Raw genomic sequence first — 16,854 nt, 5'->3', positions numbered from 1 at the left:
TCAGTCCTGCCTGACGAGGCTAAGTGCTTCTTCATCTGCGATGATGGTTACATTCGGATGAAGCTTCAAGGCTGACGCGGGAAACTGTTCATCAGGCTCTTCGTTAACCAATTGTCTGATGGCTTCTGCTTTGGCTGGTCCTGATGCGAGCAGGATGATTTCCCGGCTATCTAGAATCGAAGCGATTCCCATTGTAATGGCTTGGGCTGGAACGTCTTCTATAAACCTGAAAAATCTTGCGTTAGCCTTACGCGTGCTTTCCGCAAGGTCCACGACATGCGTACGGCTGTTAAAGGCAGTGCCCGGTTCATTGAACCCGATATGTCCGTTGCGTCCGATTCCCAGCACCTGCAGATCAATATCCACCAGATCCTTGATCAGCCGTTCATACCGTTCGCATTCCCTGGAAATATCTTCTGCGGCTCCATTGGGAAGATGCGTGTTTTCGAGCTGGATGTCCAGATGATCAAATAGTTCGCTATTCATGAAATGCCTGTAGCTATTAGGATCAGTTGGGGGCAGGCCGATATACTCGTCCAAATTAATCGTCGTGACTTTTGCATAAGAAGTGCCATTTTTCTGATGATCTTTAATCAGTTCGGCATAAACTCCTTTTGGTGTACTTCCGGTTGCAAGCCCTAATGTCATATCAGGCTGCCGGCGGACTTTATCAATCATCAGCTCGGCAGCTTTTCGGCTCATATCGTGATAATCGGCTGTTCGAATGATTTTCAATTCCCTTTCACCTCACGTTCAAAGGCTTTGACGCCTCGGCAGAAGGTCATGGCAACCTCAAGGTTCTCATCAAGTACAACCAGGTCCGCATCCTTGCCTTCTGAAATGCTGCCTTTCCGGTCGAAAATATTGAGCTGTCTGGCCGGGTTGCTGCTCGCAAGCTGGACAGCTTCATGCAGCTGTATATCTGTAAAGTCAATCATATTTTTTATGGAGTCTTTCATTTTTAAAATGCTTCCAGCCAATGTGCCGTCAGCAAGCAGTGCCTGGCCATTTTCGACCTTTACATCCTGTCCGCCAAGATCATAATGGCCATTTTTCAGGCATTTGGCTCTCATCGAATCTGTTATCAGGATCATGCCATCAGCGCCTTTGGCGTTTAGTGCAAGCTTGATCATCTCTGGCCGGACATGGATGCCGTCAGCGATCATTTCAACGATCAATTCCTTAAATAAAAGCGAAGCGCCGGCAACACCAGGTTCACGGTGATGCATGCCTCTCATTCCGTTAAACAGGTGGGTCACCTGTTTAGCTCCAGCCTGAACAGCCTTTTCCATTTCGGTAAAAATGGCATCACTATGGCCGATTGAAGGGACAACGCCATTTTCACTTAAATAGCGGATAAATTCATAGCCATTTGCCTTTTCTGGTGCTAGTGTGATCAGCTTGATAGTCCCGTCCGCAGCTTCCTGCCAGCGCTTAAAGAGTTCAATATCAGGCTCAAGGATATGATCCTTCGGCTGGGCTCCGCCTCTTGCTTCGTTAATAAACGGTCCCTCAAGGTGGATTCCGATTACTTCCGCCTTGCCGGGAGTATTTTGGTCTTTTTGAAAGTGGGCCGCATTGATCAGTGCCGCTTCTATTTTTTCTTTTTCCTGTGTGATGGTTGTGGCCAGGAAGCTTGTAGTCCCTTCTTCAGGCAAAACGCCGGCCATCGTGTTCAGCGCTTCAAATGTAGCATCCATCGTATCAGAACCGCCAGCGCCATGTATGTGGACATCAATAAACCCCGGACTGATTGTGTGCTTAGGGGAAAGTTCTATAATTTCTGTATCCTGGCCGGTGGCAGGAAGCTCCTCCAAGGTTCCAGTCTGCAGGATTTGTTCATTTTCTATTAAGATAAAACCTTTATCAATCGTGCTGTTTTCCAGAAGGATTCTGGCATTTTTCAGTAATAGACGGCTCATTTTCAGTTCATCTCCGTTTGAATGATACTTTTATTATAAAAGGTTTGTGTTTAGATGTCTATACCAGTTAGAGGATTTAACTTTCTGACACTTTTTGGTCTATACAACTATAAATAGGATAGAAGGTGATCGGACGCTTTCTATCCTATTTATTTGAGTTTTAGGAGAAATACATACAAAAAATGATTATTTTGTATCTGCAGCTGCTTCCCGTAAATAGCCATTATGCTTTTTCAGAAGCTCGGCGGCTGCTTCACCTTTTAATCCTGTTAAAATCTGAAGAATCGCGGCCTTCGTATGATAGTTTTGTTCTTTAAGTGCGGACCGGGCCTCTTCATCAGATGCACCTGTAGCCATTTTGACGATATTTTCAGCACGTTTAAACAGCTTCTCATTTGTCATCTGCACATCTACCATCAAATTGCCGTACACTTTTCCCAGTTTGATCATGGAAGCTGTCGTAAGCATGTTCAGGACCAGCTTTTGTGCAGTTCCGGCCTTCATTCTTGTAGAGCCTGTAACAACCTCAGGACCTGTGATGGGTGCTATCGTATATTTAGAGATTTTTCCCATTTCAGAGTCTTTCGTGCAGGCAACAGCAACAGTAACCGCACCGACTTCATTTCCGTATTGAAGAGCTCCGATTGTGTACGGTGTACGGCCGCTCGCCGCAATGCCGACAAGCACATCCTTGTCCGATAATTGAATATCTGCAACATCCTTGCGTCCCTGCTCCCTGTCATCCTCAGCGCCTTCAACCGCCTCAGTCATGGCTTCCTTGCCGCCGGCGATAATGCCGACAACCATTTCAGGGTCTGTTCCATATGTCGGCGGACATTCTGAAGCATCGATAATGCCAAGGCGTCCTGAGGTGCCGGCTCCAACGTAAATTAAGCGGCCCCCTTTTTTAAAACTCTCTGTAATTTCATCCACCACTTTTACAATGTGAGGGATTTCTCTTGCGATGGCATTAGGAACAATTGTATCCTCCTGATTTATGATTGTAATAATTTCTTCTGTTGTCATTAAATCAATTTCCATTGTTTTTGGGTTTCGCTGCTCTGTATTCAGCTTTGTTATATTCATTATTTATCCCTCACTAGTAATTGAAATTTAGTTCCTGCCTTAATCTGATCCAGCAGGGGCATATCTTCTTCTATTACTCTGGCGATTACATTCACGCGTTCGTCCCGAGGGAGATCTGCTAACGTAATTTGCATCTCTCCTGCGTATCGGCCGTATAGAATATTATCGACTGTAACACTGCCTTTATCACGTTCCAGCTGGTTCACAGGTTCCCATTTTTTTAATCCCTGCCCGGCATATGATCTTGATTCAACAGACCTTGCAACATCTCGGGCAGGATCCATCCGGTTTGTATGTGGTTTATTAAAAAGATCCTCATAGATTTGTCCGCCGATCAGCTCGACCCGGAGAGGCACGGCACCTTCCGCGATTTTCGCCAGCTGTACAAGAGTCCCGTCTTTTACAGAATGGTCACCAATCAATACCTTGTCTGTCCAGCAGCTGTTCATCAGTTCGACCGCAGCAGCAGCAGGTGTTGAGCCCCGGTGTTTTTCTAGAGTAGGCAAACCGGCAAAAATGGGACCGCGAAGCTCCCCGTCACCAGGCACAAATGCCATGGTAGTTATTCCCGTACCTTTTAGGAGCTTATTTCGCTCTATTAAGAAGTCTTTATCCAAACCGGTTTCTGGCCGCGGGTAAAAGTTATGCCAGGCTTCTATATTATTGGTTTTTAATCCCAGTTCCATCCACTCATGCAATTCTTCAGCAGAGATGGTGCTGGCATTGATTCCAAGTTTCATTTTTTTTGAGAGTTCAACAATCTGTTCAGAAGTGAAGCCGTAATCAGCCCGTATTCCGTTAAGGCCCCATTCGAGAAGTGTATCAATCGAATCCCAGCTCAATCCTAAATGGCCCAATGATTGAGGGGAAACATCTGCGAGGAGTTCCATATGATGCTGCTTTGCCAAGGCCCCAAGATTCTGAAGCAAATGTTTATAAGTGCTGTGGTCATCTTCGGGAATGTGGAGGGATGTGAAAATGGATGTGAGGCCGTGTGAAGCCGCCTTTTCTATCCATTCCGCATTTCGATCCTGCCGCTCTTCTGATAAATAAACTGATATTCCAAGCATCCTGATCACCTCTATAAATCTGAATTTTGTAAAAATGAGGACTCATAAGTAAAGAAGGAGGAATGCTCCTCCTTCTCTAAATTAGATAATATAAATCTTGAATATAGATAACTGTCTAGCTCCACAAGGAACGCTTCGACAGCATCATCATCGCACGACTAAAAACGTTAGCTTTTAGGAGGAGCGCCTACCCCCTCGAGGTCACAAGCCGCTCCTCCCAAAAAGGCAAAGAACGCTTTTTCGAGAGGCTCGTCTTGTGCTTGTCGGGGGTGGACAAGGCGCTTCCGCTTTTATATATTCTTAGCCATTTCCTCTTTGAATCCGAACAGCCATGTGAACAGGAAGCCGAAAGCATAGGCAATTAATAGGCCAATCAGATACAGTATGATTTGATTGGTGTGAACGAGGAAGGCAAGCGGTATGCCGGAAACTCCGATGGCTACTGTAGCAATTTTGAAGAATGCCTGGAAAGCACCGCCCACAGCAGCTCCGAGACATGCTGTCAGGAACGGGCGCCCCAGCGGCAGGGTAACCCCGAAAATAAGCGGCTCGCCTATGCCGAGCATTCCAACCGGAAGTCCGCCTTTAATCACTCTCTTCAGACGGGCATTCTTTGTTTTGAAATAAATGGCGAATGCCGCACCTACCTGGCCGGCACCGCCCATTGCAAGAATTGGCAGCAGCGGGTCATCGCCGATTGAGTTAATCAATTCCATGTGAACTGGTGTTAAACCTTGATGCAAACCAGTTACAACTAGAGGAAGGAATGTTCCGGCAAGTACTAAACCAGCCAGTATGCCGCCGACATCAAGTATGCCAAGCAGGCCTTTAGTAATAATATCTGATAGGAATCCGCCAACAGGCTGCAGAATGAAGAATGTTGCAAAGCCTGTAATTAATAACGCAAGTGTCGGTGTTACGATTATATCAATAGCTGAAGGAACGACTCTGCGGATTCTCTTTTCCAAAAAGGCCACCAATGCCGCAGCGAGCATGACTCCAATAAGTCCTCCGCGGCCAGGGACAAGTGCTTCACCAAAAAGAGTGATATTGGCTAGGCCAGGGTTGATTAATAGAATACCGGCCGCACCTCCAAGAGCAGGAGATCCTCCAAATTCCTTTGCCGTGTTAATACCAACAAATACGCCCAGGTAACCGAATAAACCCCAGCCAATCAGATCAAGCATTTGCACAAGCGCAGATTCCGGATCTCCGCCTGATTTGATGATTACATTGTTGATCCCTGCAATCAAACCGGAAGCAACAATAGCTGGAATCAGCGGGATGAAGATACTTGCAATTTTTCGTAAAAACAGCTTGAAAGGAGTAGCGTTTTTCTCATTGAGTCCGGCTTTCGTCCGGGCTGCCAGTCCTTCCAATGAAGTATCAATCTCTTCATCATCATCAACGGAAGAAACATTTTTGCCTGTCATTCTGGAAACTTCGTCAGCTACCTTGGTGACGATGCCTGGCCCGAGAATGATTTGGAGAGTTTCTGCTTCCACAACACCCATAACGCCGTCAATATCCTTGATGCCATTCAGGTTGACTTTGCTTTCATCGACCGGCTTCACGCGAAGACGGGTCATGCAGGAGGCCAGTTCCGCAATATTGCCGGTGCCGCCCAACTGCTCCGTAATCTCTTTCGCCAAGCGTTCTTCTTTACGCATGAGCTTTTTCCCCCTCTTTTTTTAAATGAATGAACGTAATAAGAGCTAAAAAATAAATGAATCCGCTTACATACCCATATTACCAAGGTTAAGTATAGTTGTCTATACCATTTGAATATTTTATAAGGGCATGTCATCATATTTATACGCACAACATTGAAGAAAATTGTCCCTTTCAAGCAGGATTAAGCATATGGGCCTAGTGTTAATTTTGAAAAAATCGATTTCAGAAATTTGGTTCTGGGTTAAAAAGTGCTAAAATAGAGTAAAACTTCATGAACTTAAAGAATTAAAGAGTTACATATAAAGAGATCATCCGAACCGCCAGCATTAAGGAGGAACCTATTTTGGTAAAAGTGCGCACGAAAGATATTATTGAAAAATTTGGGCTCGAATTGATTGCCGGAGAGGAAGGCATTAACCGGCCGATCACAACGAGTGATATTTCTCGTCCTGGCCTGGAGATGGCAGGTTATTTTGATTATTATCCGGCTGAACGCATTCAATTAATTGGAAAAACGGAACTTTCTTTCGTTGAAACGCTAACTAATTCTGAGCGGGAGATCCGGCTTGAACGGCTCTGTACAGATATTACGCCCGGCATAATCGTAACGAGAGGGCTTGATATACCTGAAGAACTGATTGAAGCAGCCGAGAGAGAATCAGTTCCGCTGCTTCGATCCAAGCAAAAAACGACGCGTTTCTCCAGCTTGCTGACAAACTTTCTGGAAAGCAAGCTTGCTCCAACAACAGCTGTTCACGGCGTGCTTGTTGATATTTATGGGGTGGGGGTACTGATAACAGGTAAAAGTGGAGTAGGTAAAAGCGAGACGGCACTCGAACTGGTAAAGCGCGGACACCGTCTGGTTGCGGATGACTGCGTGGAGATCAGGCAGGAAGATGAGGATTATCTGGTAGGTAATTCACCGGAATTGATCGAACATCTGCTTGAGATCCGCGGTCTTGGCATTATCAATGTTATGACATTGTTCGGTGCTGGAGCTGTCCGCAGCTATAAAAAAATCTCTGTGGTTATGAATTTGGAGCTGTGGGATCCGAAAAAACAGTATGATCGTCTCGGCCTTGATGAAGAAAAAATGAAAATCATCGATACGGAGATTACGAAGCTGACCATTCCGGTAAGACCCGGACGAAATCTCGCTGTCATCATAGAAGTGGCAGCAATGAATTTCCGCTTAAAGAGAATGGGGATGAATGCAGCGGAGCAGTTCACGAACCGTCTGTCTGATGTGATTGAGGACGGAGACCATGATGATCGTTAAGCTCTGAGAACTGTTCATTCGTTTTCAATCAAACGTTTGATTGAACGCTGTTAATCTTTATCAGGCTTTAAAAAAGAATAGATAAAGGGGCGCATTGCGCTTTTCGATGAAGGAGAAGTGATTATGGAAAATAGTATTCAGCCGTTAGATCCGATTGCCATTTCCCTTGGACCGATACAGGTCCACTGGTATGGCCTGATTATCGGCCTTGGCATTGCATTGGCTCTCATTATCGCGATGAGAGAAGGGGAAAGAAGGGGACTTCCTAAAGACATCTTTGCTGATTTAATGCTGTGGGCCATTCCCATTGCTATTATTTCCGCCAGGATCTATTATGTTATATTTCAATGGGATTTTTACTCGCAGAATCCGGGTGAAATCATCAAAATATGGAATGGCGGAATTGCCATTCATGGAGCCTTGATTGGTTCTGTCATCACCGCTTATGTTTTTGCAAAGAAAAAGAAAATATCGTTCTGGAAGCTTGCTGATATTGCAGCGCCAAGCATCATTTTGGGGCAGGCAATCGGACGCTGGGGAAACTTCATGAATCAGGAGGCGCACGGAAGGGAAGTCAGCCGGGCATTCCTTGAAAATATGCATCTGCCTGAATTTATCATTAACCAGATGTATATTAACGGAGCTTACTATCATCCGACGTTTTTATATGAATCCATCTGGAATATCATCGGATTTATCATTCTTATATTATTAAGAAGAGCAAACTTAAGGCGCGGGGAGCTTTTCCTTTCGTATGTTATCTGGTATTCGATCGGGCGTTTCTTCGTAGAAGGCCTCCGTACCGACAGCCTGATGCTTACTGAAAATTTGAGGATTGCTCAGACGATATCTATTGTACTTATTATAGTGGCGCTGGTTCTGATTTTTTATAGAAGAGCAGAAGGTCTTGCCAAAGCCCGTTATTTGGATAAAGCCGAGGGGAAATAACACACAGGGGAGAGTTGAAATGCTGTTTGAATCATCCAAAAGGGGGCTGATGGCCGGCTTAAAAACAACATGGACACTCGGGAAAGTCATATTCCCGGTTACGCTGATTGTGGCACTCCTTCAGCATACGCCAGTGCTTCCATGGGTTATCAAGCTGATCACGCCCCTTATGAATCTGATCGGGCTGTCAGGAGATGCAGCCATACCGCTTGTTTTGGGGAACTTCTTGAATTTGTATGCCGGGATCGGAGCGATCTTAACGCTCGATCTAACGGTTAAAGAAGTGTTTATTATTGCCGTCATGCTGTCGTTTTCACATAATATGCTGATTGAAACAGGAGTCGCTTTGAAGGTTGGCGTTAAGCTTTGGGTCGTTCTTACCGTCCGTTTCGGATTGGCGCTGTTAAGCGCCATTGTTATCAACCTTGTTTGGCAGGGTGGATCCGAAACGGCTAAGTACGGATTTATTCCGGCAAAAGAAGAGCAGGTATCCGGGGCATTGCCAATCGTGCTAGATGCACTGCAGACTGCTTTGCTCGGCATTCTCCAGCTTGCCATCATCGTCATCCCGCTGATGATCATTATTCAGATTTTAAAAGATAAGCAATGGCTTGCTGTCTTTTCAAGATGGATGGCGCCTGTGACCAGGGCACTTGGAATGAAAGAAAATACGTCTACAACCCTTGCAGCTGGATTGCTGATTGGCCTTGCCTATGGGGCGGGTGTCATGATCCAGGCTGTAGAGGAAGATGGCGTCAGCAAAAAAGATGTAACGATCGCATTTATTTTCCTTGTAGCCTGCCACGCGGTCGTTGAAGATACTTTGATTTTTGTGCCGCTTGGCATTCCGGTCTTGCCGCTTCTGCTGATCCGCCTGGGTGTGGCAATCATTCTGACACTGGTGGTGGCGATGATTTGGAACCGTGCTGATTTGGCAAAAAGAAAGGAAGCAACATATGAGCATTAACACATTATTATTTGACTTAGATGGAACACTGATTGACACAAACGAACTGATTATTTCTTCATTTTTGCATACTCTCGGAAAATATTATCCCGACCGCTATCAGCGGGAAGATGTACTTCCGTTCATGGGGCCTACCCTTCATGAAACATTTGAGACCATCAACCCTGAAAAAGTGGAGGAAATGATCTCGGTTTACCGGGAGTACAATATTAAGAACCACGACGTGCTTGTGAAGGAGTTTGCCGGCGTGTTTGAAACGGTTCGGACTTTAAAAGAATCAGGATATAAACTGGGCATTGTTACGACGAAAGTTTCCAATGTAGTTGAAAAGGGCTTAAAGCTGACAAATCTTGATCAGTTTTTCGATGTGGTTGTCACGCTGGATCATGTGGAGAAGCCAAAGCCGGATCCTGAGCCAATCTTGAAGGCGCTGAGCCTGCTGGATGCGAAGCCGGAGGAAGCCATTATGGTCGGCGATAATTCACACGATATCGATGGCGGAAAAAACGCCGGCACGAAAACGGCTGGGGTAGCCTGGACAGCGAAAGGCCGTGAATTCCTCGCGCGCTTTGAACCGGATTATATGCTGGACAATATGGCTGACCTGCTCGATATCCTTGAGGCAGAAAACCAATGAGAAAAACGGAGCGTTTTCCGGTAGAGGGAGGCAATTCTCTCTGGCATGTGTATAAAACAGTTCCGTTCCTGAAGGTTGTCAAAAACTTTATTGTGATTCAGCTTGCGCGCTATACGCCATTTCTGGGCATGAAGAATTGGCTCTACCGTAATTTCCTGAGAATGAAGGTGGGGGACCAGACTTCATTTGCACTCATGGTCATGCTGGATGTCATGTTCCCGGAAAAAATAAGTGTCGGCCGCAACACGGTCATCGGCTACAACACGACAATCCTCGCTCATGAATATCTGATCAAGGAATACCGCCTCGGCCGGGTTGAAATTGGCAGTGAAGTCATGATTGGCGCTAATTCAACTATACTGCCGGGTGTCATAATCGGTGATGGTGCGATTATTTCAGCGGGAACGCTTGTCCATAAAGATGTCCCTGCTGGAGCTTTCGCTGGCGGCAACCCGATGCGTGTCATCTATACAAAAGAAGAGCTTGCCGCTCGCTGGGCGGACGATCCGATATATGGTGCAGATAAAAAGAAAACTCCGCTTGCTTAGGCTGGCGGAGTTTTTCTAATCAATAACTTCAAATAACCTGTCGAAAAAAGAACAAACTATATAAGAAAGCTCCTTTTTAAAAAAAGGAGTCTTTTTTATTTTTCTGTCTCTTTTGGTTGACGGCGTGGTGAATGCGCGTTAAACTACATATAACTTCAATCTACTACCATATTAGCGAACTAAAGGATTCGGAATTTTTAAGTCATAGAGGTGATTACGTTTGAGCCGATTATTTATGTTTGAAAAGCCGTTAGGTATGAGAGATACATTACCTGATCTATACGAAAGAAAAGCTGCAGTCCGTTCATCCATCCAGGAGGAAATGAAACGCTGGGGCTATCAGTTTATCGAAACGCCTGCACTTGAATATTACGAAACAGTCGGGGCGGCTTCAGCGATATTGGATCAGCAGCTGTTCAAGCTGCTTGATCAGCAGGGCCATACGCTGGTGCTCCGGCCGGATATGACAGCGCCGATTGCAAGGGTAGCAGCATCCCGACTCTTAAAAGACGAGCTGCCGATCAGGCTTGCCTATTCTGCCAATGTATACCGTGCACAGCAGCGGGAGGGCGGCAGGCCGGCTGAGTTTGAGCAAATCGGTGTAGAATGCATTGGCGATCATACAATCAGTGCGGATGGCGAAGGAATGGCACTCATGATCTCTGCTCTTAAAGAAGCAGGGCTTCAGGACTTTCAGCTTTCAGCCGGCCACATCGGTTTTGTCCGTGACTTCTTCCAGCAGATTTTAGGAACGGAAGAAAGAGTGGAAAACCTGACAAGATTTTTATATGAGAAAAATTATGTAGGGTACAGGGAACATGTAAAGAGTCTGGCTCTTTCGTCCATTGATAAACAAAGGCTTCTTGATTTCCTCAAATTAAGGGGCGGGGAAGAAGTCATTGAGATTGCCTATGGCCTTCTGGAAAACGGCACAGGAAAAAAGGCATTAACTGAGCTTGAACAGCTTTGGAGCATTATGCGGGACTACGGCCAGGAAGGCACAGTTAAATTTGATTTAACGCTCGTCAGCCATATGAGCTACTATACGGGGATTCTTTTTGAAGTATATGCAGGTAATGTTGGTTTCCCGATCGGAAATGGCGGCCGCTATGATTTGCTGCTCCAAAAATTCGGAAAAGATACGGGAGCAACCGGCTTTGCCATCAGATTGGACCGCCTGCTTGAAGCGCTGGAAGACAGCAATGAGGCTGAACCTGTTTACTGCATTTTATACAGTCCGGAACGCCGCAAAGAGGCATTCGATTTTGCGAAGGAAGAACGTTCTGCCGGAAAGAAAGTGGTCCTGCAGGATATCAGCGGTGTTAAGGACATCGATGCCTGCACAAGCCAGTACGAGGATATTACCTTTTTAGTCGGAAAAGCTGGAAAGGAGAACATAAAATGAGTGACGTTTTAACGATTGCGATGCCAAAGGGCCGCATTTTTGAGGAAGCAGCTGAACTGCTCCGCCGTGCAGGCTTTCAATTGCCGCCGGAATTTGATGATTCACGAAAATTAATAATCGATGTGCCGGAAGAGAATTTCCGCTTTATCCTGGCAAAGCCGATGGATGTGCCAACCTATGTGGAGCATGGTGTTGCAGACCTTGGGATTGCCGGAAAGGACGTAATGCTTGAAGAAGAGCGGGATGTCTACGAGCTTCTGGACTTAAAAATCAGTGCCTGCTATCTAGCTGTTGCGGGACTGCCAAATACCAGACTGAATGATGTTGCTCCTAAAATTGCGACAAAGTATCCGCAGATTGCAGCAGCCTATTTCCGTGAGCAGGGAGAGCAAGTGGAAATCATTAAACTGAACGGCTCCATAGAGCTTGCTCCGATGATCGGGCTGGCGGACCGGATCGTTGATATCGTATCAACCGGACGAACGCTGAAAGAGAACGGGCTCGTTGAATATGAAACCATTGTTGGAATCACTTCCAGATTGATCGTCAATCCTGTCAGCTACCGCATAAAGGATGAACGCATCAGCGAGCTGGTTGACCGGCTGACAGAAGTTATTTCAGGAGAAGAAATAAGCTCTTAAAAGGATGTAGAAGCCTATGAAAATTTTAAAAATTGATGACCAAATTTCAATTAAACGGTCTGTTGATAACGGAACAGAAGAACAGCGGACGATTGTAAAAAATATAATTGAAACAGTCCGCCAAAACGGAGATCGGGCTTTAAAAGAGTACACGGAAAAGTTTGATGGCATCTCTCTGGATGAATTAAAGGTTCCACAGGCTGAAATAGTAGAAGCTTTGAATCAAGTGGATGGAAAGATCCTTGAGATCATTAAAGAAGCTGCCGAAAACATCCGGTCTTTTCATGAAAAACAGCTTCGTCCTTCCTGGATGACAACAGAAGAGAACGGCTCGATCCTGGGGCAAAAAATAACACCCCTCGATTCTGTCGGCTTATACGTACCGGGTGGAACGGCTGCATATCCATCTTCTGTCCTTATGAATGTGATCCCGGCAAAGGTTGCGGGGGTTAAAAGGATTGTAATTACCTCTCCTCCTGATAAAAAGACTGGAAAGCTGCCTCCTGCGGTCCTTGCTGCTGCTCAAATTGCTGGGGCAGAAGAGATCTATAAAGCTGGCGGAGCGCAGGCAATCGCTGCATTGGCATATGGAACTGAATCGATCCGGCCTGTCGACAAAATTACAGGTCCAGGAAACATCTACGTTGCCCTTGCAAAGCGCGAAGTATTTGGGGATGTCGATATAGACATGATTGCAGGTCCAAGTGAAATCGCTATATTGGCAGATGAAACAGCCTATGCGGATGAAGTAGCGGCAGATCTGTTATCGCAGGCTGAGCACGACCCGATGGCAAGTGCAGTCCTTGTGACACCATCATCTGCTTTAGCAGAAGCGGTGTCAGCAGAAGTTGAACGCCAGCTTGCCGAGCTGCCCCGCAAGGAAATTGCCGTTCAATCCATCAGGAATTACGGAGCTATTTATGTAACGGAAAGCATGGATGAAGCGGTTGAAACGGTTAACAGTCTCGCTCCGGAACACCTTGAAATTTTAACACAGAATCCGATGGAGCTTCTCGGACAGATACGTCATGCAGGAGCGATCTTCCTCGGAAGATTCAGCCCTGAACCGGTTGGCGACTATTTTGCCGGTCCAAACCACGTCCTCCCGACAAACGGGACAGCCCGTTTCTCAAGCCCGCTTAATGTGGAGGATTTTCAAAAGAAATCAAGCATTCTTTTATACAGTGAAAAATCATTAAAGGATAATGGGGAAAAAATTGCGGCTTTTGCGCGTCTGGAAGGCCTTGAAGCCCATGCCAGATCGATTGAAACAAGACTAAGAAAATAAGCTGGAGGAATAATCATGGCCAGAACTGCCGAAATTTCACGTAAAACCAATGAAACGAATATCACTCTATCCTTAAATATAGACGGAGAAGGCAAAAGCGATCTGGAAACAGGCGTGCCTTTTATGACACATATGCTGGACCTGTTTGCCAAGCACGGGCAATTTGACTTGAACATCCTTGCAAATGGCGATACAGACGTTGATGATCACCACACAACAGAGGACATTGGCATCTGCCTTGGCCAAGTACTTAAAGATGCTTTAGGAGATAAGAAAGGCATTAAGCGCTATGGAAATGCTTTTGTTCCGATGGACGAAGCGCTGGCTCAAGTGGTTGTTGACCTCAGCAACCGCCCTCACCTGGAGATGCGTGCCGAGTTCCCGAGCCAAAAGGTTGGGACATTTGATACAGAGCTAGTGCATGAGTTTCTCTGGAAACTTGCGCTTGAAGCGAGAATGAACCTGCATGTCATCGTTCATTATGGACAGAATACACACCACATCATTGAGGCGATTTTCAAAGCGCTAGCTCGTGCGCTGGATGAAGCAACGACGATTGATCCGCGGATTAAGGGAGTTCCCTCAACGAAAGGGATGTTGTAAATGATCGGCATCATCGATTACGGAATGGGGAATTTGTTCAGTGTCAGTAAAGCACTTGAACGTTTGGAAGTCCCTTATTTCCTCTCTGAAAATAAAGCCGAGCTCCTGAAAGCAGACGCTTTAATTTTACCGGGTGTCGGCTCTTTCAAAGATGCAATGAGTATCTTAAATTCTACTGGCCTGGCAGATCTGGTTAAGGAGTTCGCTGATACAGGCAAGCCGCTCCTTGGCATTTGTCTTGGCATGCAGCTTTTATTTGAAAGCAGTGAAGAAAATGGACTGACAGAAGGGTTGCAGCTTCTGCCTGGCCATGTGAGGCGGTTTCCCGGTGCAACAGCAGAAGGTGAAACGTACAAAGTTCCGCATATGGGCTGGAACCGTCTTGAATTCCTGCAGGGTTCGCAGATTTTAAAAGGGCTTGATGAAAATTATGTCTATTTCGTCCATTCTTATTTTGTAGATACAGATGATAAAGAAGTAGTTATCAGCAGGAGTTTGTATGATGTAGAAGTGCCGGCAGTGGTTGGCAGAGGCAATGTGTTCGGCATGCAGTTCCACCCTGAAAAAAGCAGTTCGCTCGGCATGGCGCTTTTACGCAATTTTACCGAGCTGGCTGAAGAAAGGATGTCTGTGAAATGAGTTTTACCATCTATCCGGCAATCGATATGAGAGGCGGCAAGTGCGTCCGGCTCCTGCAGGGGGATTACGATAAGGAAACGGTGTATGGCGACTCCCCATTTGATATGGCTAAAAAGTTTGCTGAAGAAGGAGCAGACTGGATTCATATGGTCGATCTTGACGGAGCAAAGGATGGGAAGCGGGTTAATGATCAGTATGTTATCCAGGCTGCCCGTGAACTTGGCGCCTCTGTCCAGATTGGCGGGGGAATCCGTACAGAAGAAGACATCCTTCATTACCTTGATAATGGTGTAACACGCGTAATCATTGGAAGCATCGCCGTCTCCAATCCTGAGTTTGCTATTGACATGATCCGTAAATACGGCAAAGCCATAGCGGTCGGACTTGATGCGAAAAATGGCTATGTGGCTACACATGGCTGGCTTGAGACATCTGAAGTCAAGGCGGTTGACCTTGGGAAAAGGTTTGCTGATGCTGGTGCTGAGACATTTATTTTTACGGATATTGCAACAGACGGCATGCTTTCAGGTCCTAACGTTGAAGCCGTTCGCCTGCTTGCGCGGGAAAGCGGCAAAAGTGTAATTGCCTCCGGCGGGGTCAGTCAGCTGGCTGATTTGGCGGAACTTCAGGAATATGCATCTGAAGGTGTTGCCGGGGCCATCGTCGGAAAGGCAATATATGAAGGCCGATTTACCGTATCGGAAGCCCTGAAAGAGGTGAAGGAATCATGCTGACGAAGCGCATCGTACCCTGTCTCGATGTAAAGGACGGCCGTGTAGTAAAAGGGGTGCAATTCGTGCAGCTGCGTGATGCAGGTGACCCGGTTGAACTTGCCCGCTTTTATGATGGGCAGGGAGCTGACGAGCTGGTTTTCCTCGATATCTCCGCTTCTCATGAAGGACGGAAAACAATGGTTGAAGTTGTGAAGGCTGTTGCATCTGAGCTGGCCATTCCCTTTACAGTCGGCGGAGGGATTAACGCGCTGGAAGATATGAAACGAATTTTGCGGGCGGGGGCTGATAAGGTTTCTCTTAATACAGCTGCCGTAAACAATCCTGATTTAATTACAGAAGGGGCAAATTTCTTCGGGTCACAGTGTATCGTTGTGGCGATTGATGCTAAATATGATGAAGAGCTCGGTTCCTGGCGTGTGTACACACATGGCGGCCGGACACCAACTGATCTTGAAGTCATTGCCTGGGCCCGTGAAGCGGCTGAGCGCGGCGCCGGAGAAATTTTACTCACAAGCATGGACTCGGACGGAGAGAAAAAAGGCTTTGATATCAAGCTGACAAAAGCAGTCAGCGAGGCGGTTTCGATTCCGGTAATCGCTTCTGGCGGCGCAGGAAATGCCGATCACTTCGCTGAAGCATTTATTGATGGGAAAGCGGATGCCGCACTGGCAGCATCTATTTTTCACTATAAAGAAACATCTGTGGCAGAAGTGAAATCCTATATTAAGGAAAAAGGGGTGGTTGTCCGATGAATATCGAGAGTGTGAAGTTTGATGAGAAGGGACTGATCCCTGCTGTTGTGCAAGATGCGAAAACAAAAGAGGTATTAACGTTAGCCTATATGAATCGGGAATCTCTTTTAAAATCAGCGGAAACAGGGGAGACCTGGTTTTTCAGCCGTTCCCGCAATGAGCTCTGGCACAAAGGGGCAACAAGCGGAAACAAGCAGAAAATTGTAGAAATGAAGCTTGACTGTGACCAGGATGCCATTGTGGTATTGGCTGAACCAGCTGGACCTGCCTGCCACAAGGGAACAGTCAGCTGCTTTGAGGAAAGAGTATACGGGGAAGAATCAGGCGGTTTATCTGATTACGAAATCCTTAATACTCTTGAAAACGTCATTGAAGAACGCGAAAAGACACGCCCAGAAGGAGCCTACACGACCTATCTTTTTGAAAAAGGCGTGGATAAAATCCTGAAGAAGGTCGGCGAAGAATCCGCAGAAGTCATCATCGCTGCAAAAAACCGTGATAAGGACGAACTGAAATGGGAAGCGGCTGACCTGATTTATCATTTGATGGTGCTGCTCCGGGAGCAGGACCTGCCTTTTAGCGAAGTCTTAAAAGTGCTTAATAAACGGCATGACAAGAAAGAACCGGCCTCCGAATAGGGAGGGCGGTTTTTTACGTATGA

At 46.3% G+C, this 16,854-nt stretch carries 18 protein-coding genes; 13 read left to right on the top strand and 5 right to left on the bottom strand.

Annotated elements, in window-relative coordinates:
• The 5 genes from nagB to NYE23_RS22485 all read right to left on the bottom strand — a co-directional run bounded on the left by nagB (position 1) and on the right by NYE23_RS22485 (position 5,748).
• Positions 1-735: a glucosamine-6-phosphate deaminase gene (gene nagB, locus NYE23_RS22505; RefSeq protein ID WP_341081289.1), complete on the bottom strand. Its 735-nt coding sequence runs from the start codon at positions 733-735 to the stop codon at positions 1-3.
• Entirely contained in the window at positions 732-1,922 is a 1,191-nt protein-coding gene (gene nagA / locus NYE23_RS22500) for an N-acetylglucosamine-6-phosphate deacetylase (RefSeq protein ID WP_341081288.1), read from the bottom strand. The genes nagB and nagA overlap by 4 nt, the downstream gene beginning before the upstream one ends.
• A 186-nt stretch (positions 1,923-2,108) precedes the next feature.
• Complete coding sequence (murQ, locus tag NYE23_RS22495; protein WP_341081287.1) at positions 2,109-3,008, bottom strand: N-acetylmuramic acid 6-phosphate etherase; 900 nt, start codon at positions 3,006-3,008, stop codon at positions 2,109-2,111.
• Positions 3,008-4,078, bottom strand: a complete 1,071-nt coding sequence (locus NYE23_RS22490) for a DUF871 domain-containing protein (protein WP_341081286.1) — start codon at positions 4,076-4,078, stop codon at positions 3,008-3,010. The genes murQ and NYE23_RS22490 overlap by 1 nt, the downstream gene beginning before the upstream one ends.
• Positions 4,079-4,368: 290 nt before the next feature.
• Positions 4,369-5,748, bottom strand: a complete 1,380-nt coding sequence (locus NYE23_RS22485; RefSeq protein ID WP_341081284.1) for a PTS transporter subunit EIIC — start codon at positions 5,746-5,748, stop codon at positions 4,369-4,371.
• Between the two features lie 347 nt (positions 5,749-6,095).
• Between NYE23_RS22485 and hprK the strand changes: the two genes are divergently transcribed.
• The 13 genes from hprK (at position 6,096) to hisIE (ending at position 16,831) form a co-directional block, all read left to right on the top strand.
• Positions 6,096-7,031 (top strand): HPr(Ser) kinase/phosphatase, encoded by a 936-nt coding sequence (hprK, locus tag NYE23_RS22480; protein ID WP_035329270.1) that lies wholly within the window; start codon positions 6,096-6,098, stop codon positions 7,029-7,031.
• Between the two features lie 123 nt (positions 7,032-7,154).
• Positions 7,155-7,979 carry a prolipoprotein diacylglyceryl transferase gene (lgt, locus tag NYE23_RS22475; protein ID WP_341081281.1) on the top strand — a complete coding sequence of 275 codons (825 nt, stop codon included), beginning with the start codon at positions 7,155-7,157 and terminating at the stop codon, positions 7,977-7,979.
• Positions 7,980-7,998: 19 nt separating this feature from the next.
• Positions 7,999-8,946: a nucleoside recognition domain-containing protein gene (locus NYE23_RS22470; protein ID WP_341081279.1), complete on the top strand. Its 948-nt coding sequence runs from the start codon at positions 7,999-8,001 to the stop codon at positions 8,944-8,946.
• Positions 8,936-9,583, top strand: coding sequence for a pyrophosphatase PpaX (ppaX, locus tag NYE23_RS22465; protein ID WP_341081277.1), 648 nt, complete (start codon positions 8,936-8,938; stop codon positions 9,581-9,583). Before NYE23_RS22470 ends, ppaX begins: the two co-directional genes overlap by 11 nt.
• Positions 9,580-10,131, top strand: a complete 552-nt coding sequence (locus NYE23_RS22460; RefSeq protein WP_341081276.1) for an acyltransferase — start codon at positions 9,580-9,582, stop codon at positions 10,129-10,131. The genes ppaX and NYE23_RS22460 overlap by 4 nt, the downstream gene beginning before the upstream one ends.
• A 220-nt stretch (positions 10,132-10,351) precedes the next feature.
• On the top strand, positions 10,352-11,536 hold the full coding sequence (locus tag NYE23_RS22455; protein ID WP_341081274.1) for an ATP phosphoribosyltransferase regulatory subunit: 1,185 nt from the start codon (positions 10,352-10,354) through the stop codon (positions 11,534-11,536).
• Positions 11,533-12,177, top strand: a complete 645-nt coding sequence (gene hisG, locus NYE23_RS22450) for an ATP phosphoribosyltransferase (protein ID WP_341081272.1) — start codon at positions 11,533-11,535, stop codon at positions 12,175-12,177. Before NYE23_RS22455 ends, hisG begins: the two co-directional genes overlap by 4 nt.
• 16 nt (positions 12,178-12,193) lie before the next feature.
• Positions 12,194-13,465 carry a histidinol dehydrogenase gene (gene hisD / locus NYE23_RS22445; protein WP_341081271.1) on the top strand — a complete coding sequence of 424 codons (1,272 nt, stop codon included), beginning with the start codon at positions 12,194-12,196 and terminating at the stop codon, positions 13,463-13,465.
• 15 nt (positions 13,466-13,480) lie between these two features.
• Complete coding sequence (gene hisB, locus NYE23_RS22440; RefSeq protein ID WP_341081269.1) at positions 13,481-14,068, top strand: imidazoleglycerol-phosphate dehydratase HisB; 588 nt, start codon at positions 13,481-13,483, stop codon at positions 14,066-14,068.
• Positions 14,069-14,707, top strand: a complete 639-nt coding sequence (gene hisH, locus NYE23_RS22435) for an imidazole glycerol phosphate synthase subunit HisH (RefSeq protein WP_341081266.1) — start codon at positions 14,069-14,071, stop codon at positions 14,705-14,707.
• Positions 14,704-15,441, top strand: coding sequence for a 1-(5-phosphoribosyl)-5-[(5-phosphoribosylamino)methylideneamino]imidazole-4-carboxamide isomerase (hisA, locus tag NYE23_RS22430; protein WP_341081264.1), 738 nt, complete (start codon positions 14,704-14,706; stop codon positions 15,439-15,441). The genes hisH and hisA overlap by 4 nt, the downstream gene beginning before the upstream one ends.
• On the top strand, positions 15,435-16,193 hold the full coding sequence (gene hisF / locus NYE23_RS22425; RefSeq protein WP_206840175.1) for an imidazole glycerol phosphate synthase subunit HisF: 759 nt from the start codon (positions 15,435-15,437) through the stop codon (positions 16,191-16,193). Before hisA ends, hisF begins: the two co-directional genes overlap by 7 nt.
• On the top strand, positions 16,190-16,831 hold the full coding sequence (gene hisIE / locus NYE23_RS22420; protein ID WP_341081261.1) for a bifunctional phosphoribosyl-AMP cyclohydrolase/phosphoribosyl-ATP diphosphatase HisIE: 642 nt from the start codon (positions 16,190-16,192) through the stop codon (positions 16,829-16,831). The genes hisF and hisIE overlap by 4 nt, the downstream gene beginning before the upstream one ends.
• Positions 16,832-16,854 lie beyond the last annotated feature (23 nt).

This window comes from Cytobacillus sp. FSL H8-0458 (genome assembly GCF_038002165.1).
In the GTDB taxonomy this organism is placed as follows: domain Bacteria; phylum Bacillota; class Bacilli; order Bacillales; family Cytobacillaceae; genus Cytobacillus.
Note: the sequence above shows the minus strand (reverse complement) of the source record. Positions and strands in the feature narration are given on the sequence as shown.